This is a genomic window from Pyrococcus kukulkanii (assembly GCF_041647995.1).
Lineage (GTDB): Archaea > Methanobacteriota_B > Thermococci > Thermococcales > Thermococcaceae > Pyrococcus.
Map to the genome: position 1 here is coordinate 153,632 of NZ_JARRIB010000005.1, position 22,138 is coordinate 175,769.

The following is a 22,138-nucleotide window of genomic DNA, read 5'->3' on the forward strand; positions in this document are numbered from 1 at the left end:
TCTTTTTACTTTGGAGGAGGGAGGATGAAACCCGTATTTATTGGTATTGGGAATAATGGAATGAAGGTAGTTTGGGGAATAAAGTACGGAAATGCAAGGAAGCTGTTCCTCGATCCAACTTCGTACCTATTCCACAAGCAGATATTCTTAAAAAAGCTCGAGGAAATAATGTGGAGGATAGAAAAGGGAACTCACGTATGGGTGATCTTTGACAATAAGCCCATTAATATGGAGATATTAACGCATATCCTTGATAATTCCCCCTCTGATTTATTCAAGCTTGCATACGTTCTATCCCCTGGGAAAGAGCTAGTTTTTGAGAATAAGCCATGGTGGGCTAGAAATTTTGAGACAGTGTTCTACGATTCTTTCTGGGAATTTTTAAGGGAAAGAGAAGAGAAACCAATCTGGCAGGCTTACTTTGAGGCTTCCACTTCAATAGGTCAGATGTTTACAAAGCTGTATGAGTACCTCAACAACCAAATGCTGGTTAACGTTGACTTAGCTGACTTCATGCAGATAGTTAAAGGGTGCAATATCGGGATATTGAGGCTGTTAACCTCCGTAGACTTTAACTGGCACTGGGGGATCTGGGAGAGGGGATTAATCAACATCCTCGCAAGTGAAGAGACATCCCTTGAAGACGTAACAAAGGTTCTTCAGAAGTTCCAGGATATTTTGAGGGAGAAAGATATAATATGGGGAGTTAAAATGGATAGAACCATAAGGGGAATGGAAGTACTGGCGCTTTTGGTGAGAAAATGGTGAAGGCCGTGTTTTTTGATATCGATGGAACCTTGCTAACGGAGTGGCCCCTAATAATGACGATACTCCCCAGGGTATACTGGGAGATAAGCAGAAAGCTCGGAATTCCAGTCTACAAAGCGAGAGAGATCTTTCTCAGGGAGATAGAGGTGAGGAAGGGAACGTACGACTGGCACGACTGGAATTTCTTCTTCCGTAAATTTGACATCCCATACAGGTTTGAAGATCTTATTGAGGAGTATCCCCACAAGGTAGAGTTATACCCTGGGGTCAAAGAGTTACTTGAGGACTTGGCAGAGAAGTACATTCTTGGGGTGATAACCAGCGGGCCGAGATACCAGAGGAAAAAGTTGGAAGTTACCGGGATACTTGACTACTTCGATGTAGTCGTTACGAGGGACGATGCAAATGCCATAAAGCCTAACCCTAGGATATTCATAATGGCCCTCGAAAGGGCAGGAGTAAGACCAGGAGATGCAGTCATGGTTGGTGACAACTTGGAGCAGGACATACTAGGGGCCAGAGCCGTAGGCATGAAGGGGGTATGGATAAATCAAAGGGGTGAGAATGGTTTTAATGTTCCCCACGTTGAGATAAGATCAATAAGTGAACTGAAGAGAGCTCTGGAGGTGCTTGAAAATGAAGAAGATATTTGAAAGGGAAGGGGTATTTGTCGAATATAAGGAAAGGAGGGTAGAAACAGCTAGGAATGACGTGCTCGTGCACAGAGAGGAAAACCCCACAAGGCTATGGTGGGAGCTGAAGGAGGCGATTAAGGGGAAGAGGGTTAAAATAGTTGTTTACGAGGTCGAGGAAAGTGATTGATCATCTAATAGCCACAGACATAGGGGGCAGAGGAGTTCAGGAGCTGTACTTCAGGTACAAGGCCCTTAGGCCGAAGTACATGGACAACGCAACCGATATACTACTCTCCTCAAAGGACGTGCTGATAGTTGCCGATTTTCCAATCCCTCCCTCAATGATTCCCGAGACGGATGGCCCCCCTGGGGCTCTTGCCTTAGCTTTGGCACTAAATGAAGTGGGCAAGAAGGCAACGATACTCACGGAAGATACAATTGCAGATGCACTGAAAGAGTTCTACTCAGACGTTACCACTGAAATTCCAAGGAAGGAATTTTCTTGTCTAGTTAGCGTTGAAACTCCAGGAAGGGCGCGTGATGGCAAGTACTACTCCTTTTCCGGGATGGAGATTAAGGTCAGGCCGTACGATGAGCTCTTCATTGGAGCTACAGTCCCAACGATAGGAATTGGAGATGGAGGCAATGAGATCGGTATGGGCAACTTAAACCTCGAAGGGAAGTACTACTCAACGGTCAAGACTACCGAACTAATAGTTGCAGGCGTCTCTAACTGGGGGGCTTACGGCCTAGTTGCCAATCTGTCGATAAGGGAGGGTGTCAATCTCCTTAAGGATTATGACGAAGTTGAAGTCGTTAAGGCCCTTGTCAACGCTGGAGCCATAGACGGGATAAGCAAGAAGAGGGAAGTCAGCGTAGATGGTCTCCCTATGGGCATACATTCAAAAATTCTTGATCTCCTGAGGGGGATCGTCGAATTCAAAATTCACTAAGCTCTTTTTCTAATTGCTTAAGGAACATCTCGACAAACTTGTGCCTCTCCTGAGCTATCCTCTTTCCAGTGTCCGTGTACATCAAGTCCTTAAGCTTAAGGATTTTCTCTTTGAAGTGCTTTATTGAATCCTCTATACTCCTCCCATGTTCCCCTGAGTACATGAAAACCCTAGCGACACCGACAGCTCCCAGGGCGTCAATCTTGTCGGCGTCACTAAGGATCTTTGCCTCTAACGTCTTGGGTCTAATTTTATTTGAAAAGCGGTGAGCCTCTATCGCGTGGACAACTTCCCTAACCTTCGGATGTCCCTTAAGAACTTCGCCAGCAATCTTTGCGCTCTCCTTTGCATGGTCTTCAATAGCTCCTTTATCTTCCAGTGGCCTAGCGACATCATGTAATAAGCTAGCCAGTGCTAAGACTTCTAAATCCGCTCCCTCCTGACTTCCAATGTACAGAGAGAGCTTTAGAACCCTTAAAGTGTGTGAAAGCCCATGGCTTCCTTCTCCAAGCATTTCCTTGGCAAACTTCCATGCCCTAATTACTGAGGGAGGTATTTCATCAAAGTACTTTTCCAAGATATCTTCAAGCATTTTGACCACCATACCTTTTTAAAATCCCGGGATTACACCCTTTCGATGAGCGAAATCAAGATAGAGAGGCTAAAGTCACTCGACGAGAAAACACTAAATGAATTAATAAGAGTTTATATGGAAGGGTACAAGGGGCTTGAGGAGTACGGTGGTGAGGGTGAAGATTACGCCAGGAATTACATCTTATGGTGCTGGAAAAGGGCCCCTGATGGCTTCTTTGTCGCCAAAATTGGAGATAAGATAGTCGGATTTATTGTTTGCGACAAGGATTGGTTTAGCAAGTACGAAGGAAAAATCGTAGGAGCAATTCATGAGTTCGTCGTTGATAAATCCTACCAGGGCAAGGGAATTGGGAAAAGGCTGTTGATTACCTGTTTGGATTTCTTAAGGAAGTTTAATGACACAATAGAGCTTTGGGTTGGTGAGAAGAATTATGGAGCAATGAAGCTTTACGAGAAGTTCGGATTTAAGAAGGTTGGGAGAAGTGGGATTTGGATTAGGATGCTCAAGCAAAATTTATAAACTGAGTCCATAACTTAACTCCGAGTGTGGGCCCGTAGCCTAGCAGGATAGGGCGCCGGCCTTCTAAGCCGGAGGTCGCGGGTTCGAATCCCGCCGGGCCCGCCAATTCTATAACATGCGCCTCACCTTCTTCGTGGGCCGGAAGCCTTTAAGGGGAGGAAAGCCCGCTACGTAAGGTTTTTTATGCATTTTCACCTAGTAGTGAGGGCACTCTGGCCGTGCCCGATGACGCCAGCCTGCCCGATGAATCACGGGCGACCGTGCGGAGCTACGGGAACCCCCACAAAGGGGAGGAGGTCAGTTACTCATTACTCCCTTAAGGGCTCATTAACTAAAGCTGAGATGCCATAACCCTTAAAGTTAGAACCCAAAAATCACTAACCACTTCATTTCAAAGTATGGCATGGATTTTTAAGCCCTAAAAGAGTGTCGCTTTCCTGCTAAAAGGCTTGTTTTAGAATCCCTGCATCCCCGCCGTGAACGGCGAGGCTTTCAAAAGAAAAAGTAAGCTTTTAGCCTGAAAATGAAAATTTGATCCAAATAGATAAAAATTTAGTAGTCTGAATGTCAGAACGATTAGAAGTCTATCTGAATAATTTCCCAAAATATCAGATGCTGAGGAGAAAAAGTTTTAACGGCTCATGTAAACATAAATCAGAACGTTAAAATTGGAGGGAGCCAAGATGAGCAAGAGAGTGAAAGTCATCACAGACCCAGAAGTCATTAAGGTCACGCTCGAAGACACCAGGAGAAAGATACTTCAACTACTTAGGAATAAAGAGATGACAATCTCTCAACTCAGCGAAATTCTTGGAAAAACACCCCAAACTATATATCATCATATCGAGAAGTTGAAGGAAGCTGGGCTTGTTGAAGTGAAGAGAACAGAAATGAAAGGAAACTTGGTTGAGAAATACTATGGGAGAACTGCAGACGTGTTCTATATAAATCTCTACTTGGGTGATGAGGAACTCCGGTATTTTGCAAGATCAAGGCTGAAGACAAAGCTCGATATTTTTAAAAGACTTGGATACAAATTTAACGACGAAGAACTTCTTGATATAATGGACAAGATGCTCATGAAAGAGCACGAAGTCAAAGTCAAAATCTCTAAAGAGATGGAGCAGAAAGAAGAGGAACTTAGAGACTTCTCGAATGAGGACATAATACATGCGGTTGAATGGCTTGCAATGGCCGAGTTAGGTAGGGATGAGGAATATATAGAATTACTTAAAAGACTAAGTCGTATCTTAAAAAGGTGAGAGAGGGGAATGGCGAAAGGTATAAGATTACTTGTCTTGGATGTTCTCAAACCCCATCAACCCCTCGTCACAGAATTGGCACTAGGACTAAGTGAGCTAGAAGGGGTCGAAGGAGTTAACATTACACTTGTAGAAATTGACAAAGAGACTGAAAACGTTAAGATAACAATAGTTGGAGACAACCTTAATTATGACGAGATCGTTAGAACGATAGAGGAATTTGGGGGAGTAGTTCATAGCATCGACATGGTTGCTGCCGGTAAGAGGATAGTTGAGGAAGGTGAGACTCCTCAAGACAAGTTGGAGGAGTACTAATGTGTAGGAAAGACGTGATGATAATTTCAGATCCAAAACAATTGAAGGCTCTTTCAGATCAAACAAGAATGAAAATCCTTGGCCTTCTTCGGAATCATCCTATGACGATATCTGAAATTGCCCAGGCTCTTGGTAAGGATAGATCAACGATATATCGACACATAAAAGCCCTTGAAGAAGCTGGCCTCGTTGAAGAGGTGGAAAAATTAGGAAACGAAACAGTTTATGGAAGGGTAGCCTTGCTTTTTCTAGTTAGAGTAGGGCCTAGTAAGGATGTTGAAGAGTTCAGAAGGACTTATTTGATTAGAGAAACGGCAAAACTTATCAGTGTTCTTGAAAGAGTAGGGATTAAGATTAAAGACAAAGAAAAGTTTTCGAGTATCCTCAAAAATGTGTTTAACGCTATAGAAATTGACTCACAGCCCCTAATAGAGAAGATAGCCAAGGTTGATCTGGATGAAATAACCCTAATCCATTTTTTAAATTTCCTAACTTTCCTATATTCTCATAAGTACGTGGAGGAGTCAAGGGAATTACTTAAATTATTGGATATTTAATCCAAGTTGGAAAGTTTTATATATGTAAAGCATCTCCCCTTCGTTAGGTGATTGATATGGCAAGAAAGCTCGATTTCCTATTTTACCCTAAGAGCGTTGCAGTTATAGGAGCTTCACACGTTCCAGGGAAGATAGGAAATGCAATAATGAGATCAATAGTCGCCAACTTTAACGGAAAAGTCTACGCGGTGAACATCAAAGGTGGCGAAATTGAAATCAATGGAAAGAAATTCAAAGTATATAAGAGCATAAAAGATGTTCCCGACGAAGTTGATGTTGCAGTAATAGCGGTTCCAGCAAAGTTCGTTCCTGATGTAATTGATGAGTGTGGAGAAAAGGGAGTCAAGGGTGCCGTGGTCATTTCCGCAGGATTTAAGGAAGCAGGAAGAGTAGATCTAGAAGAAGACCTTATAAAGAGAGCAAGAAAGTGGGGAATAAGGATCGTTGGTCCCAATTGCCTTGGAGTCACTAATTTAGAGAATGGCTTCGACTGTAACTTTAATCCCCCTGAAAGGCAGGCAAGACCAAAATTTGGACCAATAGCTTTCATGAGCCAAAGCGGAGCATTTGGGGCTGCAATATTGGACTGGGCTGCTAGGCACGAGGTTGGAATGAGCAAGTTCATTAGCTTAGGAAATATGGCCGATTTGGATGAAAGTGACTTCATGCTTTACCTGAAAGACGATCCAAAGACTAAGGTTATAACAGCCTACATAGAAGGAGTTAAAGATGGAAAGAAGTTTTTTAATGCAGCAAGGGAAACAACCAGAGTTAAACCTGTGATAATCCTTAAGGCTGGAAGAACAGAGGCAGGAGCAAAGGCCGCTGCATCTCATACGGGCTCTCTCGCTGGAAGTTATAAAATATATGAAGCAGCATTTGAACAGAGCGGAGTCCTCTCAGCAAAGAGTATGAGACAGCTCTTTAACTACGCTAAAGCCCTGGCAATGCAGAAACCTGCCCAGGGAGACAGAGTCGCCATAGTGACTAATGGCGGTGGAGCTGGAGTCATTATGAGTGATGGACTCCTTGAGGCTGGTCTAAAGCTGGCCGAGCTTAGCGAAGAAACAAGAGAGAAATTTAAGAAAGCCATTGAAGAAGGAAAGTTGCCAGAACATATGAGCTACAAGAACCCAATTGACGTGATAGGGGATGCTCCATCTAGTAGATACGAGCTTGCAATAAGATATGCCCTAGAAGATCCAAACGTTGATGTTCTCGTAGTCATAGCACTGTTCCAGAGTCCAGCTCTAGATGAAGGGATAGTTGAGGTAATGGAGAAAGTGCAGAAGTACAATAAACCAATTGTATTCGTTGCTCCGGGTGGAGAATTTTCAGAGAAAATGGCAAGAAGAATAGAAGAAAAAGGAGTTCCAGTATTCGAAACCGTTGAAGATGGCGTTGATGCTGTGTATGCTCTTGTAAAGTATGGACTGTATCTAAAAGATCTCTAAATCTTCTTGAATTCCCTTTCTATTATTTTTAGTTGGTTCTCCTGCAGAACTTTAGGATTCAAAACAAGAAGAATGCTTCCATTATTTCCTATTGCAATGTCCTTTACGGTGTACAGGAACTTTGCGGTAGCTTTAAAGCCATTTTCCAAAATTAGGAACTCTACGGCATCTATGTACAATAAATTATATCCAACCTTGAATGCCCTTGCTATAAGATCCGTCAGTATATCTATCTTGGTTGGGGATATTGCATAGGTGTTCTCCTTTACCTTTCCTTCTTTAACTTTTGTTATCCAATAAATGAGGGTATTTCCATTATTTTTTGCCGGATACCTCCTTGTTATCATGACAGTGTTCATCTTAGATGCTATCTCCAAGGCCTTCCTTTCATCTTCAGTCCAATATGCTCCGGGTTCTAGGGTTTTGACTGTTCTCCTCTCCGGAACTTTTGGGGAGAATATTATCATCTTCAAAGCTCCAATAGCTGCCATAACCCTAAATATCGCAGCGCTAAAGAATGCCAGTGGATAAAACCATTCTATCCCCCTTGTAAATGGATATGTGAGGTTTAATGCACCCACTCCACATAAACCCAGAGGAAAAAGAATCTGGAGACTCTTCTTTTCAATAACGTACTCACAGAGAACAAAAGATAGGTATAGCAGGGATCCTCCTAGTATCCATGAGGGACACAGAGAAGCAAGTGTAAAGTTCCCATGGAATACTCCAATGGCCATAGCAAAGATCCATATGTATGATATTATGAGGGTCATCCCTACTATGAGGATATGTTTTGGTTTTATACTCCCATGCTTTAGTGTAAAGGCCGCTCCAAGTGTCAATATCCCAATATAGAAATTGGGAATCTTGCTAACTATCGGGTAGATATTAGGGTTAATCGTTATTCCAAGAGGTCTTAGAATATAATTTTCAATATCCATAATAGATATGAAAAACGATATTGATAGGATCACCCACCCTTTCTCCCGGGTCTTTGTAGCTTTATAGACTGCAACTATGAAAAGTATTAGCCTTGAGAAGAAGTTTAGGTAAGGAATAAAATTCATCTTTCTATCACCGTTTTTTCCTGTTTAACAACAACAAGGACATTTGAAGGAACGTTCTTATCAACTATAACCCCAGGACCAATAAATGTGTTGCTTCCAATTTTCCTTCCTGGGTAAATGCTAACGTTTATCCCCACCTTGACGTTATGCCCGATAATTGCCCCAAGTTTCCTTCTACCAGAATCTTCAAGTTTTCCTTTAATTTCAACTTTTATCGTTTTGTTATCATGTCTAAGGTTAGCCGTTATCGTTCCTGCCCCTAAATTAGTGTTTTCCCCAATTATTGAGTCTCCAACATAGTTTAAGTGGGGAGCGTTAGAGTTGTCCATTATTATAGAGTTCTTTACTTCTACTGCATTACCTATATGGCAGTTATCCCCTATGCTGGTGTAAGGTCTTATAAAGCAATTTGGTCCGATCCTTGAATTCCTTCCTATTTTCACAGGCCCGATTATATAGCTTCCAGACCTAACAATAGTTCCTTCACCAATTTCAACGGGGGGAACTATTACAGCTCCCTCCTCAACTTGTCCTTTAATATTATGTTTTAGCTTGGTCTTTAGGATATATTCGTTGACTTCAAGTAGATTCCAAGGTCTTCCTATATCGTTCCAATATCCCTTGTACTCATAATATGCAACCTTCTTTCCTGAATTTAGCATTAGATTTAGTGTATCCGTTATTTCGTACTCACCTCTTTCACTGACTTCCGTCTTTTCTATAAACTCAAAAACATCATCCTTAAATAAGTAAATTCCAAGGTTAGCAAATCCACTTACTTTGCCCGGTTTTTCTTTTATTCTTGTTACAAAAGACTCCCCAACTTCAACTAGGCCAAATTGACTTAAGTCATCAAAAGCTTTCACGACTAATGCTGCATCTGCATTCTTCTTCCTGAATACATGCAGTAAACCCCTTACGGCATCCTCCTCAAAATATATGTCTCCATTCACAGCAAAGAAAGCCTCGCCATCCTCAATATACTCTCTAGCAGAATATATAGCCCTTGCCGTTCCTTCTCCCTCAACTTGGTCAACGTACGTTATTGGCTTTCCATGAAACTCATCTCCCAGCACCTCAATAATTTTTTCTTTCATATAGCGAACTATGATTATAAACTCATCGACGAAAGGATCAAGGCTTTCAATTACATACTCTATAATCGGCTTATTTGCAACCTTAAGAACAACCTTCGGTCTATCATCAGTTAGCGGCCTTAGTCTTTCCCCTTTCCCTGCTGCCAAGATAATGGCCTTCATTAACTTCACCATTATAAATTAGATTACAAGAAATACAAAAATCATACGTTGAGTATTTCAGGCACTATGCTTATTTTCGAGACAGGAGTTGGTATAGTGTTCGTTACAGCAAGCTCATCAACTGCCTTACTGACCCTCTCAATGGCACCCTCTGCGAACACTCCATGGGTAGCGGCAACAAATATCTTCTTCGCTCCAAGCTTCCTCAGAAGGTTTGCAGCCTTTATCATTGTTCCTCCTGTGCTTATTATGTCATCAACTATAAGCACGTTCTTTCCCTTAACGTTAACATCCACAGGTGTCATTTGAACTTCAGTTGGAGAAATCCTCTTCTTTTCAAAGTGGCCATATTCTAGGCCTAAGATGTCAGCTACACTTCTAGCTCTCTCCAAGGCACCCCTGTCTGGAGCCATGACAATTCCATCCCCAAGCTTGTCCTTAAAGTATTCAGCTATCACCCTTGCAGGAGAAACGTTGTGAGCTTTCCCTGGGAAGAACTCGAGGGTTTTAGGATTGTGAATGTCAAAAACGTAAAGCTCTTCGTAGTAAAGCCCGAGCATCTTCATAACTGCCCTAACGCTTATCGGCTCCCCCTCCTTAGTAACTCTGTCCTGTCTTGAGTAGGCTAAGTAAGGAACTATGAGCTTCAGTCTCTTAAATCCCCTCTCCTTTAAGGCATCTCCCAAAAGAAGTGCCTCAATCAGATGCTCATCCTGGGGATAGTACGCTGACTGAACTACTATAGCCTCTTCCCCTTCTCCAAGAATCCTCACGTACTTTTCGCCATCTGGAAACTTCTTTATCTCAACCTCAACTACTTCCGCTTTCTTCGAGAGCTCCTCCCTTAAATGGAAAGCTCCACTTCCAACTACAAACATTCGATCACCTCCAGTTCTTTAAATTAACCCAAATTTGAGCACCATTGGGAATCTCAACTTCACGGGGAGGGTCGAACTTTACTGGATTTGCAAAGACCCATGCATAAAGTTTTTTCCCATTCGAGTACCTTTTTAAAAAGTCGTAGCTTGCGAGATGTTTACTTTCATGATCGGCAAGTTCCTCGGGGGTAAATGGGCCAAGAACCTCGACAAGCTCAACGGTGCCAAGGGCCTTTTTCTCGGAGATTATGACTATTCTTCCCCTGATTCTTGTAGGGGTTTTCCTAATCTCCCACACCTTTTTACCTTCCACTATCCACTTTGCGTAGGGTTGTCTCACTATTAGCCCTTTCATATTCCTCCCAGAGAAGAGAGGAGATGCCATCTATATAAATTCAACTATTATATAAGGAGAAAAGAAGAAGGATCACTTTATCTGCTCTAAAGCTCCAAGGACTTCCCAGATTATTGTCCTTGTGTGGAGAGGCATGTTTGGATCTTCACTAATCTCCTCAAGTATTGCTATTGCATCGGCCGCCCTAACTGCGGGCTCCTTCTCTTTATTCATGAGAGCTTCAATAGCCTGCTCAGCAGCTCTTCTAATGTTCCTTGGAACAACCGTATCTTGAACAACCTGCTCCCTGAGAACTTGAATGATCTGATTGATCCTCTCCTCGACGTCTGTCATTGATATCACCCCCAGTCATTTACTCAAGGTAACTAAACCCCCAATGTTGACTATTTGGGATATGCTAAAAAGTTTTTCTACTTTCTGAGTGGTTCTGGAATTGCCTTGTTCCATTGCTCTTGGGCCAACTTGCCCGTATATTTAAACTTTTCAACTAGCTTTTCCGCCTTTTTCCTTTTTTTCTGGTGCTCCTTTAGGAACTCTTGGACTTTCTGAATTAAATATCTCTTGCACTCTCCGCAGGTTAACTCTCCGTTTTTACATGCATGATAGCGCTCCATGAGCTTCTTGTCATCCTCCTCAAAAAATATCTCAAGCCACTTAAACACCACACACTTTTCAGGATTGCCCCCTTTCTCCCTCTGCTCCTTAAGTGTTGGCTGACCTCCCGTCAATGCAAACTTCCAAATCTTCTTTCCTGCTTCCTCAGGGTCATCTGTAAGATATATTGCGGTTTCGGGTTTAGATGCGCTCATCTTTCCCTTAAGCCCAGTCAAGGGCGGGAAAAACTTTGAATGCAAGGCTGCGGTCTTGTAATAGCCGAGGCTCTCGGCAAAGTCCCTTTGAAGCCTCCAGTATGGATCTTGATCTATTGCCGCTGGAATAAGGCACCTCCTCTTCTCGAAGAAAGTGGGTGCCGCCTGTATTGCCGGGAAGAATATCATTCCTATCTTGCTCTGCTCCGTAAATCCAAACACTGCCCTTGCCATTGAGAAGTTTATCTTTTTAGCTATTGGAATTGCCATCTCGTATATCTTCGTAAATTCACTGTTCTGGAAGATGAAGGTTCTGTCCGGATCAAAGCCTACCGCGATGATGTCGAGTATGTTCTCATATGCCCATCTCTTCGTGTCCTCAAAGGTGAGTTTCTCCTTGAACAGGAACTTCTCATCGTCCGTTATCTGGATGTATAAGTTGACGTCAAACTTCTCTTGCAACCACTTGGTGGCGAAGAAGGGTATTATATGGCCTATATGCATGGGGCCGCTTGGACCTCTACCAGTATATAGAAAGAAACCTTTTCCACTTTCGTAGTCATCTAAGACTTTATCATAATCTCTGTGTGAGAAGAAGAATCTTCTCCTGAAGAATATTGGCAGGTCGCTCTTTGTTAGCCTTGCAGTTCTCTCAAGGAGATCGTCGGTTAGTGGACTCGTTCCAAACTGTTCAATCAACTTATCGTAGTCTACAATCCCTTCTACGTCCCAGGGTGTAACTTTAAACTCCTCTGGCATTAGAACCACCTCCCAAATTCGTAGCTAAACAAGAAGAGAACAGTTTGTTGAATTCAGATGAACCAAAAGCCACCACCAAGCATGGGGGTTAAAAGGAGAATACTCAATTTAAAGTTTTTGGATTGCGATAGGTATTTAACGTCCTAAACTAAATAATATTGGAGGTGGTTCTGCATGAATTCTGAAGTAGTTAAGGAGTTCTTGGAAGACATTGGGGCAGATTACATCGAACTCGAGGGGGAAATACACCTCGAGCCTAGAGTGTTTTATGAGGTTTGGAAGTACGTGGGAGAGCCAGAATTAAAAACGTACGTAATAGAGGATGAAATAGTCGAGCCCGGTGAATATGAGCCACCAGAGATGAAGTATACCGAAGCAAAGAAAATAAAGATTAAGAAGGTCTACTTCGAGACACTTGATGGTGTAAAAGTTGTAACTAATTATTCTGAATTCCAGAAGATACTTAAGGAAATGAAGGCCTAAAATTCCAGAATTGATCTGTATCCCTTACCATCTTTTCTTACCATTCTTGAAAATCTTGTCTTTAGGTGCTCATTGTTTAAGTCTCTAAACATGTCCAGATACCCTATTGCCAGTTTCTCTACATATGGACTAAATTCCAGAATTTTGCTACCCATATCATCCTTAGATGAGAAGAACCACTCCAGATAGTACCCCTTCGGTCTTAAAACCCCTACCTTTATCTCAATGTCTCTAAATCTGCCCAGGAACTCATTGATATCTACATTGGTAGTAATTCCTATAAAGGATCTATCGTATACAGGCTCAAGATGTTCCGCATAGGCATAGAATCCTACTATGATTCCATCTTTGATTAACTTATTGAGCATGAATTTTATTGTCGGCCTTTTCCTCCCTATTAATGCTTCAAGCTCTTTCATCGGTGTTCTCGCATCCACCTTTAAGATATCCATGAGAATAGCATACTCATATGAATAACTCCATTTCCCGAATTTTACTTTTTCCTCCCTTTCTCTTGACCATACTTCATAGAATTCGAAATCGTTGGAATACTTAGATAGCATCTCCGGTATGTACTTTTCCTGCTCTACTGGAATATGCAGTATCGCCTGTATCCCATTTTTAAATCCAAATATTGGAGTTATATGCGCAACAAATGGATTCTTCAGTAGCTCAAGAGCTTTACTTGAAAGTTCAACTTTTGGCACAGAGAGAAAAGCTACGTAACTCTTAAGGCCAAGCTTTATGATGTCATATACTGCACTGACAAACACATATTTCCCATAGTACTTGTCATATGTTCTCTTTAAACGATGATATTCTATGCCCTCCCTTTCTGAGATTTTTCTAAGGCTTTCCCTGGGATATTTATTAAGGATATCTAGTAGCCACTCAAGCTCAGTTTGATCAATGGAGGCCATATGACATCGGTAGAATTTATTACTTAAACCTAAAAACAATTATGGTTTCAGTAAGAGAAGCAAGGAACAAATATCTATTTTTTTAAATAGTAGTTTGAAAACAGAATAGTTTTTTAGCTGGATGTAGAAAATTTAGGTGGGGATGCTCAATGGTGAGGATTGAAGTCATTGATATAGAGAAGCCAGAAGGCGTGGAGGTGATTATAGGTCAAGGTAACTTCTCGATATTCACAGTAGATGACTTGGCTAGAGACCTTTTAACTACAGTTCCTGGGATAAAGTTTGGTATTGCAATGAATGAAGCTAAGCCCCAGCTTACAAGGTACACTGGAAACGATCCAGAACTCGAAAAGCTAGCAGCAAAGAATGCCATGAAGATAGGGGCAGGCCATGTCTTCGTAATACTTATGAAGAATGCTTACCCAATAAATGTCCTTAACACTATAAAGAACCATCCAGCAGTTGCAATGGTCTATGGGGCTAGTGAAAATCCATTCCAGGTAATAGTGGCCGAGACCGAGCTAGGAAGAGCTGTAATTGGAGTTGTTGATGGAAAAGCAGCTAATAAGATAGAAACAGAAGAACAGAAGAAAGAAAGAAGAGAGCTCGTTGAGAAAATCGGATATAAAATAGACTGAGGGCCCCCTATGAAAATATTTTTTGTAACATCAAACAGAGGAAAGGTCAAAGAGGCCAAGGCCTTCTTAGAACCTTTAGGTATAAAGGTCAAGCAATTGAAGATCACTTATCCCGAAATTCAAGCGGACTCTCTTGAAGAGGTCGTGAAATTTGGCATAGAATGGCTAAAAGATAGAGTTCCAAAATATTTCTTTATAGAGGATTCAGGGCTATTCATAGAAGCACTGAACGGCTTCCCTGGAGTATACTCGGCCTATACCTATAAGACAATAGGATTAGAGGGGATACTTAAGCTTATGGAAAATGCCAAAAATAGAAGAGCATATTTTAAGAGTGTTATTGGCTATTACGATGGAGATATCCACATGTTCACTGGTGTTGTCCATGGGGTAATATCAGAAGAGAAAAAAGGGACTCACGGATTTGGGTACGACCCAATATTTACTCCTGATGGCTATAATAAAACCTTTGCCGAAATGACAACGGATGAGAAAAATGCTATCTCCCATAGGGGAAAAGCTTTAAAGGAATTTCATAGATGGCTAAAAGAAAACCTTAAATACTGAACATACGTCAATAAGGTGGAAAGGTGATGATAATGGCTGAAATCTTAGACAAAATAGATAAGAGGCTACTTGAAGAGCTTAAAAATAACTCGCGAGAAAATATTGCAACGTTAAGTAAAAAGTTGGGGATACCAAGAACAACCGTCCATTATAGAATAAAAAGACTCGTTGAAGAAGGGGTAATAGACAAGTTCACAATAAAGCCAAATTATAAGAAATTAAATTTAGGAACTACTGCATTCATCTTAATTAGATATGACCCCGACTCGGGTCTAACCCAGAGAGAAGTCGCTGAACAAATAGCCAAGATCCCTGGTGTTTATGAAGTGCATATAATAGCAGGGGAATGGGATCTTCTCCTGAAGGTTAGGGCATCTAACGCTGAGGAAATTGGTAAGATAGTCATTGATAAGCTCAGGGAGATAAAAGGGGTAGGACAGACTGTAACAATGGTATCATTTGTTACCGTTAAAGAGGAAATTTAGGCGATGATCGTCGTTCTCCTTGCTGAGCGGTGATGACGCGAGGTTAGGTGAGCCTTTTAAATCCCCTTTTCTATTCCACCTTGGGGGTTGAGATGGCAAAGGTTGTAGTTGATGCTCAAGCAGCGAGGGCCATAGGGAAAGGTGCGATGATAGTTTTTAAGAAGGGAGTCGTGAGAGTTGAGGGCGAGATAAAGCCTGGGGATATAGTTGAGGTTTACACGAGGGGCGGGAAGTTCCTGGGAAAAGGCTTCGCTAATCCTCACTCCAACATAATGGTGAGGATAGTTACGAAGGAAAAGGATGTAGAGATAAACAAAGATCTCTTTAGAGAGAGAATAAGGAAGGCAAACGAGTACAGGAAGAAGGTTCTCAGGTACACCAACGTCTACAGGATGGTTTATGGAGAGGCTGACTATCTGCCCGGACTAATAGTTGACAGGTTCAATGACATAGCTTCCCTTCAAATATCAAGCGCTGGAATGGAGAGGTTCAAGCTCGACGTTGCCGAAGCTATAATGGAAGTCGAGCCCGAAATAGAAACCGTGTTCGAGAAGAACACAGGGAGGAGCAGGAGAAGGGAGGGCCTGCCAGAGATCGAGAGGGTTCTCCTGGGGAAGGAGAAGTACAGGACCATAATAGAGGAGGGCAGGGCAAAGTTCATAGTTGATATGCGCGGTCAGAAAACTGGATTTTTCCTCGACCAGAGGGAAAACAGGTTAGCGTTAGAAAAGTGGGTGAGGCCTGGGGACAGGGTTCTCGACGTTTTCACGTACACTGGGGGGTTCGCAATTCACGCCGCTATAGCTGGAGCGGAGGAAGTTATAGCTATAGACAAGTCACCAAGGGCTATAGAAACCGCTAAGGAAAATGCAAAGCTGAATGGAGTTGAAGACAGGGTAAAGTTCATCGTTGGAAGTGCCTTTGAGGAAATGGAGAAGCTCCAGAAGAGAGGAGAAAAGTTTGACATAGTGATCCTCGATCCTCCTGCCTTCGTTCAGCACGAGAAAGATTTGAAGGCAGGGCTAAGGGCGTACTTCAACGTAAACTTCGCTGGGCTGAACCTCGTTAAGGACGGAGGAATTCTAGTAACGTGTTCATGCTCCCAACACGTTGATTTACAGATGTTTAAGGATATGATAATTGCTGCGGGTGCAAAGGCTGGGAAGTTCCTCAAGATGCTTGAGCCTTACAGAACTCAAGCTCCAGATCATCCAATCTTAATGGCCTCCAAAGATACTGAGTACCTTAAGTGCCTATTCCTTTATGTTGAAAATATGCGCTAGCGGACTATCATAACGGGGATTCTTATCTGACCAACGACATCTTCGAGCAGTGAACCTATCCTTGTCTTTCCACTCTTCCCATGTGCTCCCATCACGACCATATCATAGTTTCCTGAGTTAGCTTCTTCCAGAACTTTATCTTTTGCCCGGCCCTCCACTATCTTAAAGGAACAGTTTATGCCTTCCCTCTGCCCAACTTCAAGGAGTGTCGTTATTACCTCTTTAACGCTCTTCTTCATATCCCTCCATATGGTTTCCTCAAACTCTTTTATATTCTCCAAACTCTCACTTCTCATGCTTAGGTGAAATGCCAGGGCCTTTGCCTCTTTCCTATCTAAGACAGAAAATAATGTCACCTTGGCGTTTTTTCTTTTAGCTACTGAATAGGCATATAATGCCGCTTTCTGGCTCCACTTACTCCCATCAATAAGGACTAAAATCCTCATATCATCACCCATACCTTGCTATAAGGATGAGAGATCCGACTCCCACTGTTATTGTCATTATTACCATACCAACCTTAAGGAAGTCCTTAAATGTTATCTTTATACCTTCCCTGTACGCTATACCCAGGACAACTACGTTTGCACTAGCACCTATTGCAGTTCCATTTCCCCCAAGACATGCCCCTAAGCTTAAGGCCCACCATAAGGGATAAATGTTTAGCATAGATCCCATACTTTTTATTATTGGTATCATAGTTGCCGTAAAGGGAATGTTGTCAATTATTGCACTTAAGAACGCCGAAAGCCATGAAATTAATAATATTGCTTCAATCTCAGAGTGTATCTGCCCAGCTATCCACTTTCCTATCTGAGCAATAAAACCAGTTTCCTCAAGGGAACCAACTATTATGAACAGACCAGCGAAGAAGAAGAGAGTTGGCCACTCAATTTTTTCTAATGCCTTTTCTGGAGCTTCCTTACTCCATAAGAGGAGCAGAGATGCACCAGAAAGTGCAATTACAGCAGGCTCAACTCCTACAATATCATGGAGGAAGAATAACAACATAACTAAGCAAATTACCACCACTGACTTTTTAAAGAGTCTTTTATCCCTTATTGCATCCTCTTCACGGAGGTCTGAAATCACAAGAGAGACTTCAGATTTCTTGAGCTCCTTCCTGTAAAGGAGGTATATCAGGACAACCATCAAAGCAAGATCCACCGTAGCTATGGGAGTCATATTCTTTATGAACTCGTTAAAGCTGAGCTTTGCGGCCGATCCTATCATTATGTTTGGTGGATCCCCAATTAAGGTCGCCGCTCCACCTATGTTTGAAGCGAAGATCTCGGCAAGTAAATAGGGGACGGGATTCACCCTCATCTGTCTAGTTATATACAGGAGCATTGGAGTGAGGAGAAGAACGGTTGTAACGTTATCAAGGAAAGCACTTACAAGGGCCGTAACCACGGAGAAAAGAAGGAGGACTTTCATTGGGTCCCCCTTCGATAGTTTGGCGGTTTTTATTGCTATATATTCAAAAAGACCGCTCTCTCTACTAATGTTAACTATAATCATCATCCCTGCAAGCAAGAGGATAGTGTTCAAATCGAGATAGTTAGGAACTTTCTCCCAGGGGACTATTCTCGCAAGGAGGACTATTGAAGCTCCAAACATTGCAGCGACTGTTCTATGAATTCTCTCACTAATTATTGCAATGTAAACAGCTATAAATATCCCAAGGGCAATTATTTCTTGTGTAGTCATGGATTTAACCTCCTAATATAGTAGTACAGGGATTTTAACATTCTGAAGGATTCTAAGAACGATTGGACTCACAGGATGAGTTTTTGTGGTTTCCGCACCGTACTGCCTTGATATTATAATAATATCAAATTGATCTGCGATTTTCTCGATGATTTCAGCTTTATTACCTGTTTTAAGTTTTGATTGGATGCTAAAACTTCCATCAACTTCTAATATCAGCTTTTTTATGTTTTTCAAAACTTTATGACCTTGCTCAAGCTCCCTTTTTCTAAAAAGCTCAGCTTCACGCTCCCCAATTGTTTCCCTTATTAATCTGCACACCTCTCGGTCAATTACGTAGAGGATTAATATTTCAGCCCCGGGGTAAGAAGACAAGTACTCCAAAATGGCCTTATTTAGGTGTTCAGAGTATCTATCAAGGGCAATCAAAATTCTCTCAATTTTAGGTATTACAAATTCCTCCTCCGTAAGAAGGAATTCCCTATATGCCCTAACTATCTCCTCATATCTTGGAGCAATACCCTTAAACCTCCTAAGAATTAGATTGGAGAAAAGCCCCAATAGAGGTCACCTTCACTTCTTCCACTCAGTATAGCCACACTTGCCACAGGCCCACCTGTCACCGTGATCAGCCATGAAGACCCCAGGGCCGCACCTAGGGCAGAACTTGTTCTTCCTTATGACTTTTCCGTCCTTAACTATGTAGAGCTTCCACTTCTGTCCCATTTCACTCACCCTCCTTCTTCTCTATTATTCCGTCCCTCACAAGGATGTACTCGGGCTCTATATAAAACATCCTCTCCTTGTCGTAATAATACTTTGCATAACCCTTTGACTTGTAGCTTCCAAAGTAGCTCCTTATGTACTGAATGACGGTCGTTTCGGGGTTCAAATCAAGCATCGCTACAAGCTTGCCCTTAACATCCTTTCTGCTCGGCGTGGGTTCTCCTGGGTGGTAAATCTCGAAGTATATCTCTTTCCTTCCGATAAGCTTGTTCTCCTTAACCTCAGTTATTCTAATCTCCATTCCTCACCACCTCCATCCTTCTCATTATCTCCGCGCACCTGCGTTTGCATTCACGTGTTACCTTTATAAGCACTATGCCTTGTTTGGGTTGACCATATATTATTGTCGACCCATATGGAGCGTACAAAACTGCGGGAATTGTGGCGAGATCCTCCTCGCCGTTGACTATTATATGCACACTTTTTCCCCTACTAATTAACTCATACGCTTTTTTAATAACTCGTAAGAGGGGTAACGTAATACTTCCGGGCGGATTTTTAACGGTTAAAATAATTGCATCGGAATTTATTTCAGGGTGATACTCTCTTCTCTCAGTTTTGTGGTCGTATATAGCTAAGTTGGGCGAGAGACCGACTTTTAGGGTATTCTCAGTAACGACATCTCCAACAGTAATTAGAGGGTTTGAAACTAGCCTTCTAACTTCTAAATATGGTCTTGGAATTTCGCCTTCTATTAACTTACCCATTGGTCTTTTTAATTCGTACCTTAAGCTCTCAGGAAGCCTAAAAACTATCATCAGCGCACCCTTATTGCATATTTTCCTGGAACCTTTGCACCTAACCTCTTTGCTATCTCACTGTTCTCCACATCTACTATTATTACCAAATCAAACCATTCTTCACTTAAATCCCTACTACCACAAACTGGGCATCTATCTTCGGTTGTTATATAGTGACAATTCCTGCAAGCTTTCTCGCTCACTTTTTACCCTCCTTCTCCTTTCTCTTTTCCTTTTCTATCCACTCGAACTTCCCCAGTCCTGGCTGTCTCATTGTTAGTCCTATTCTGTTTTCTCTAATTATCCTGCTCTTTGGACTGACCGCGATTATCCTCGCTCTAACAGCATCCCCAAGCTTGAGAAGGTACTTCTTCTCTTTTCCTACGAACTGTTTGTTCCTCTCGTCGTAAACCACGTAATCATCCATTAACTGGCTTATGTGGACTAAGCCGTCCATTGGGCCTATTCTAATAAATGCCCCAAATGGAACAACATCCACAACGGTCCCTTCAACGACCTCGTGAAGTTTTGGCTCCCAGACGAGGACGTCAAAAACAACCTCATGGTACGTTGCTCCATCCCCAGGAACTATTATCCCATCTCCCACTTCTTTCACTTCCACTATTGAAAGTATGACCCCTTCATCTCTGTCGTACTTGCCTTCGTATGTATCCCTCAGAACTATCATTGCCGCCTCCTTTGGATCCATTGTAAACATCCTAGGAGGGATTCTCACGACATCCTTGACCGTAACTATTTTGTACATATCGTATTCCTCCAAGAAAGTTTAATAAAAGGGGAAATTACTCCTTCTTTCCGAATTTCTCCTTGTACATTTCAATTGCCCTTAGAATTTCTTTCTTTGCGGCCTCTGCCCCTTCCCATCCCTCAACGATGATCTCCTTGCCCTGGAGCTCCTTGTACCTCTTGAAGAAGTGTGCTATCTCGTCCAAGAATGCCTTCGGAACGTCATCAATGTCCTTCCAGTCCTTGAAATATGGATCCTCAACTGGAACTGCGAGAACCTTGTAGTCTTTGTCCCCACTGTCTATCATCTTGAACAACCCAATGGGTCTTGCCTCTATGATCGTTAGTGGGTAGGTTGGCTCCCTCATTATGACCATTATGTCAAACGGATCATCATCTTCATACCAAGTCCTTGGAATTATCCCATAGTCCACCGGGTAGAAGAATGGACTGTAGAGCACTCTGTCGAGCTTTAAAAGTCCTGTCTTCTTATCAAGCTCGTACTTGTTTCTGCTTCCCTTTGGTATCTCTATTAGAGCATATACAACTTCTGGAACATCTGGCCCAGGCTCGAGGTCATGAAATGGGTTCATTCACACTCCCCCCTCTTCGGATTTTCTTCGGGAGAAATCTCGTGGGTTAGTGGCTGACAAATACTTTTAAACTTTTAGCTCCTCCCACTTCTTCTTCATTAAAATTGCATCACCCTCGATGTTCGGACTTTCACTAATTACTACCCCCCTAACGTTGAACTCCTTCAGAATCCTTAGAAGATCCTCCCATCTTAGATCACTTTCCCGCAGGTTGAGGTGCCTCTTCTCCCCTTTCTCCCCGTATTCGATTCCACTTATGTGAATGTGCATATTCCTTAAGGCTTCCTTTCCGAGCTCGTTCTCTATTAGGGTTAACATCTCCCTCCACTCTTCCTCAGAGTTGCACCCTCCCCTGTTTCTAGCGTGGGCATGGGCAAAATCTATCGCGGGCAGAACCATATCAACTTCCTGACTCAGTTTTATTAGCTCTTTAAGATTTCCAAATTGTGTGGGCTTACCCGTTAGCTCCGGCCTTATCCAAACCTTTATTCCCCTTGATTTTAGCTCCTCAACTATATCTTCCAGCGCGGATTTTATGTTGTTATAGACCTGCTCTGGAGGTTGCTTTAAATAATAACCCGCGTGGAAAACTAAGCTCCATCCCCCAGCCTCATAAAGCCTCTCGGCGCTCTGAATTATTCTCCTTTTGCTCGCCTCGACTTTCTCTTTCTCCCTAGCGTTGAGGTTTATGTAATAGGGAGCGTGGGCAGTTAAAACAATGTCATTCTTTTTAGCAATGTACCTAATCTTCTTCGCAAGTTCGGGCTTTATGTTGATTCCTCTCACGAATTCAAGCTCCATGGCATCCAACCCCAACTGCCTAACCTGCTCAATTCCAGCGATCGTTGAGGGTTTTGGAGTTGACAATGGTATTCCAGCGGTTCCGAATCTCAACCTGTCGATTTTGAACATTACACATCCCCTAAAAGTTAGGTTCGTCTAAAATTTAAAGATTTAGAGCACAATTTTTAAATCAATTAGGTGGTAAATAACCTGGGGAG

Annotated in this window: 32 protein-coding genes and 1 tRNA gene; 15 read left to right on the plus strand and 18 right to left on the minus strand. The window is 42.3% G+C overall.

What is annotated here, in order from left to right; genetic code table 11:
• The first annotated feature begins 24 nt into the window (after positions 1–24).
• From P8X24_RS10740 to P8X24_RS10755, 4 genes are read left to right on the plus strand one after another with little or no spacing between them, the layout of a single operon-like run.
• Complete coding sequence (locus P8X24_RS10740; RefSeq protein WP_372916101.1) at positions 25–768, plus strand: hypothetical protein; 744 nt, start codon at positions 25–27, stop codon at positions 766–768.
• Positions 762–1,421: a TIGR02253 family HAD-type hydrolase gene (locus P8X24_RS10745; RefSeq protein WP_372916103.1), complete on the plus strand. Its 660-nt coding sequence runs from the start codon at positions 762–764 to the stop codon at positions 1,419–1,421. Before P8X24_RS10740 ends, P8X24_RS10745 begins: the two co-directional genes overlap by 7 nt.
• Entirely contained in the window at positions 1,405–1,590 is a 186-nt protein-coding gene (locus P8X24_RS10750; protein ID WP_372916105.1) for a hypothetical protein, read from the plus strand. Before P8X24_RS10745 ends, P8X24_RS10750 begins: the two co-directional genes overlap by 17 nt.
• Positions 1,583–2,356: a glutamate cyclase domain-containing protein gene (locus tag P8X24_RS10755; protein WP_372916107.1), complete on the plus strand. Its 774-nt coding sequence runs from the start codon at positions 1,583–1,585 to the stop codon at positions 2,354–2,356. The genes P8X24_RS10750 and P8X24_RS10755 overlap by 8 nt, the downstream gene beginning before the upstream one ends.
• On the opposite strand, the gene P8X24_RS10760 is transcribed toward P8X24_RS10755, so the two are convergent.
• On the minus strand, positions 2,343–2,948 hold the full coding sequence (locus tag P8X24_RS10760; RefSeq protein ID WP_372916109.1) for an HD domain-containing protein: 606 nt from the start codon (positions 2,946–2,948) through the stop codon (positions 2,343–2,345). The two genes, P8X24_RS10755 and P8X24_RS10760, sit on opposite strands and share 14 nt — an antisense overlap.
• Positions 2,949–2,993: 45 nt before the next feature.
• Between P8X24_RS10760 and P8X24_RS10765 the strand changes: the two genes are divergently transcribed.
• The 6 genes from P8X24_RS10765 to P8X24_RS10790 all read left to right on the plus strand — a co-directional run bounded on the left by P8X24_RS10765 (position 2,994) and on the right by P8X24_RS10790 (position 7,058).
• Positions 2,994–3,470 (plus strand): GNAT family N-acetyltransferase, encoded by a 477-nt coding sequence (locus P8X24_RS10765; protein WP_372916111.1) that lies wholly within the window; start codon positions 2,994–2,996, stop codon positions 3,468–3,470.
• Positions 3,471–3,498: 28 nt separating this feature from the next.
• Positions 3,499–3,575, plus strand: a tRNA-Arg gene (locus tag P8X24_RS10770).
• Between the two features lie 578 nt (positions 3,576–4,153).
• Complete coding sequence (locus tag P8X24_RS10775; RefSeq protein WP_372916113.1) at positions 4,154–4,732, plus strand: winged helix-turn-helix domain-containing protein; 579 nt, start codon at positions 4,154–4,156, stop codon at positions 4,730–4,732.
• Positions 4,733–4,741: 9 nt separating this feature from the next.
• Positions 4,742–5,047: a DUF211 domain-containing protein gene (locus P8X24_RS10780; protein WP_372817891.1), complete on the plus strand. Its 306-nt coding sequence runs from the start codon at positions 4,742–4,744 to the stop codon at positions 5,045–5,047.
• Positions 5,047–5,604, plus strand: a complete 558-nt coding sequence (locus P8X24_RS10785) for an ArsR/SmtB family transcription factor (RefSeq protein ID WP_372916115.1) — start codon at positions 5,047–5,049, stop codon at positions 5,602–5,604. The genes P8X24_RS10780 and P8X24_RS10785 overlap by 1 nt, the downstream gene beginning before the upstream one ends.
• Positions 5,605–5,660: 56 nt before the next feature.
• Positions 5,661–7,058 carry an acetate--CoA ligase family protein gene (locus tag P8X24_RS10790; protein ID WP_372916197.1) on the plus strand — a complete coding sequence of 466 codons (1,398 nt, stop codon included), beginning with the start codon at positions 5,661–5,663 and terminating at the stop codon, positions 7,056–7,058.
• Here P8X24_RS10790 and P8X24_RS10795 read toward each other — a convergent pair.
• The 6 genes from P8X24_RS10795 to P8X24_RS10820 all read right to left on the minus strand — a co-directional run bounded on the left by P8X24_RS10795 (position 7,055) and on the right by P8X24_RS10820 (position 12,185).
• On the minus strand, positions 7,055–8,125 hold the full coding sequence (locus P8X24_RS10795; RefSeq protein WP_372916117.1) for a DUF835 domain-containing protein: 1,071 nt from the start codon (positions 8,123–8,125) through the stop codon (positions 7,055–7,057). The two genes, P8X24_RS10790 and P8X24_RS10795, sit on opposite strands and share 4 nt — an antisense overlap.
• Positions 8,122–9,384 (minus strand): bifunctional sugar-1-phosphate nucleotidylyltransferase/acetyltransferase, encoded by a 1,263-nt coding sequence (gene glmU / locus P8X24_RS10800; protein WP_372916199.1) that lies wholly within the window; start codon positions 9,382–9,384, stop codon positions 8,122–8,124. The genes P8X24_RS10795 and glmU overlap by 4 nt, the downstream gene beginning before the upstream one ends.
• 41 nt (positions 9,385–9,425) lie before the next feature.
• Entirely contained in the window at positions 9,426–10,262 is an 837-nt protein-coding gene (locus P8X24_RS10805) for a ribose-phosphate diphosphokinase (protein ID WP_372916119.1), read from the minus strand.
• Between the two features lie 4 nt (positions 10,263–10,266).
• Positions 10,267–10,617 (minus strand): ASCH domain-containing protein, encoded by a 351-nt coding sequence (locus tag P8X24_RS10810; RefSeq protein ID WP_372916121.1) that lies wholly within the window; start codon positions 10,615–10,617, stop codon positions 10,267–10,269.
• A 72-nt stretch (positions 10,618–10,689) separates the two neighbouring features.
• Positions 10,690–10,950: a UPF0147 family protein gene (locus P8X24_RS10815; RefSeq protein ID WP_014733520.1), complete on the minus strand. Its 261-nt coding sequence runs from the start codon at positions 10,948–10,950 to the stop codon at positions 10,690–10,692.
• Positions 10,951–11,027: 77 nt separating this feature from the next.
• Positions 11,028–12,185: a tryptophan--tRNA ligase gene (locus tag P8X24_RS10820; protein ID WP_372916123.1), complete on the minus strand. Its 1,158-nt coding sequence runs from the start codon at positions 12,183–12,185 to the stop codon at positions 11,028–11,030.
• 174 nt (positions 12,186–12,359) lie between these two features.
• Here P8X24_RS10820 and P8X24_RS10825 point away from each other — a divergent pair, with 174 nt between their 5' ends.
• Positions 12,360–12,668, plus strand: a complete 309-nt coding sequence (locus P8X24_RS10825) for a DUF5748 family protein (RefSeq protein ID WP_372916125.1) — start codon at positions 12,360–12,362, stop codon at positions 12,666–12,668.
• Here the strand turns inward: P8X24_RS10825 and P8X24_RS10830 are convergent.
• A complete protein-coding gene (locus P8X24_RS10830; RefSeq protein ID WP_372916127.1) occupies positions 12,665–13,588 on the minus strand; it encodes a winged helix-turn-helix domain-containing protein in 924 nt (307 codons plus the stop codon). The two genes, P8X24_RS10825 and P8X24_RS10830, sit on opposite strands and share 4 nt — an antisense overlap.
• A gap of 149 nt (positions 13,589–13,737) precedes the next feature.
• Between P8X24_RS10830 and P8X24_RS10835 the strand changes: the two genes are divergently transcribed.
• From P8X24_RS10835 to P8X24_RS10850, 4 genes are all read left to right on the plus strand, one after another.
• Entirely contained in the window at positions 13,738–14,226 is a 489-nt protein-coding gene (locus P8X24_RS10835) for an adenosine-specific kinase (protein ID WP_372916129.1), read from the plus strand.
• A 9-nt stretch (positions 14,227–14,235) separates the two neighbouring features.
• Positions 14,236–14,793: an XTP/dITP diphosphatase gene (locus tag P8X24_RS10840; RefSeq protein ID WP_372916131.1), complete on the plus strand. Its 558-nt coding sequence runs from the start codon at positions 14,236–14,238 to the stop codon at positions 14,791–14,793.
• A 32-nt stretch (positions 14,794–14,825) separates the two neighbouring features.
• Positions 14,826–15,278 carry an Lrp/AsnC family transcriptional regulator gene (locus P8X24_RS10845; protein WP_372916133.1) on the plus strand — a complete coding sequence of 151 codons (453 nt, stop codon included), beginning with the start codon at positions 14,826–14,828 and terminating at the stop codon, positions 15,276–15,278.
• Between the two features lie 92 nt (positions 15,279–15,370).
• Positions 15,371–16,561 carry a class I SAM-dependent rRNA methyltransferase gene (locus P8X24_RS10850; RefSeq protein WP_372916135.1) on the plus strand — a complete coding sequence of 397 codons (1,191 nt, stop codon included), beginning with the start codon at positions 15,371–15,373 and terminating at the stop codon, positions 16,559–16,561.
• On the opposite strand, the gene P8X24_RS10855 is transcribed toward P8X24_RS10850, so the two are convergent.
• From P8X24_RS10855 to P8X24_RS10900, 10 genes are all read right to left on the minus strand, one after another.
• The gene (locus tag P8X24_RS10855) at positions 16,558–17,007 is read right to left on the minus strand and encodes a universal stress protein (protein WP_372916137.1); all 450 of its coding nucleotides are present in this window, start codon (positions 17,005–17,007) and stop codon (positions 16,558–16,560) included. The two genes, P8X24_RS10850 and P8X24_RS10855, sit on opposite strands and share 4 nt — an antisense overlap.
• 4 nt (positions 17,008–17,011) lie before the next feature.
• Positions 17,012–18,271, minus strand: a complete 1,260-nt coding sequence (locus tag P8X24_RS10860; RefSeq protein ID WP_372916139.1) for an SLC13 family permease — start codon at positions 18,269–18,271, stop codon at positions 17,012–17,014.
• 12 nt (positions 18,272–18,283) lie between these two features.
• On the minus strand, positions 18,284–18,832 hold the full coding sequence (locus P8X24_RS10865) for a universal stress protein (protein WP_372916141.1): 549 nt from the start codon (positions 18,830–18,832) through the stop codon (positions 18,284–18,286).
• 12 nt (positions 18,833–18,844) lie between these two features.
• Positions 18,845–18,997 carry a 30S ribosomal protein S27ae gene (locus P8X24_RS10870; RefSeq protein WP_014733531.1) on the minus strand — a complete coding sequence of 51 codons (153 nt, stop codon included), beginning with the start codon at positions 18,995–18,997 and terminating at the stop codon, positions 18,845–18,847.
• 1 nt (position 18,998) lies between these two features.
• Entirely contained in the window at positions 18,999–19,298 is a 300-nt protein-coding gene (locus tag P8X24_RS10875) for a 30S ribosomal protein S24e (protein ID WP_372916143.1), read from the minus strand.
• Complete coding sequence (locus tag P8X24_RS10880) at positions 19,288–19,815, minus strand: GTP-dependent dephospho-CoA kinase (RefSeq protein WP_372916145.1); 528 nt, start codon at positions 19,813–19,815, stop codon at positions 19,288–19,290. Before P8X24_RS10880 ends, P8X24_RS10875 begins: the two co-directional genes overlap by 11 nt.
• Positions 19,815–20,000, minus strand: a complete 186-nt coding sequence (gene spt4, locus P8X24_RS10885) for a transcription elongation factor subunit Spt4 (protein ID WP_372916147.1) — start codon at positions 19,998–20,000, stop codon at positions 19,815–19,817. Before spt4 ends, P8X24_RS10880 begins: the two co-directional genes overlap by 1 nt.
• A complete protein-coding gene (locus tag P8X24_RS10890; protein WP_372916149.1) occupies positions 19,997–20,563 on the minus strand; it encodes a DNA-directed RNA polymerase in 567 nt (188 codons plus the stop codon). The genes spt4 and P8X24_RS10890 overlap by 4 nt, the downstream gene beginning before the upstream one ends.
• 37 nt (positions 20,564–20,600) lie before the next feature.
• On the minus strand, positions 20,601–21,137 hold the full coding sequence (locus P8X24_RS10895) for an inorganic diphosphatase (RefSeq protein ID WP_372916151.1): 537 nt from the start codon (positions 21,135–21,137) through the stop codon (positions 20,601–20,603).
• Positions 21,138–21,203: 66 nt separating this feature from the next.
• Positions 21,204–22,049 carry a deoxyribonuclease IV gene (locus tag P8X24_RS10900; protein WP_372916153.1) on the minus strand — a complete coding sequence of 282 codons (846 nt, stop codon included), beginning with the start codon at positions 22,047–22,049 and terminating at the stop codon, positions 21,204–21,206.
• Between the last annotated feature and the right edge of the window lie 89 nt (positions 22,050–22,138).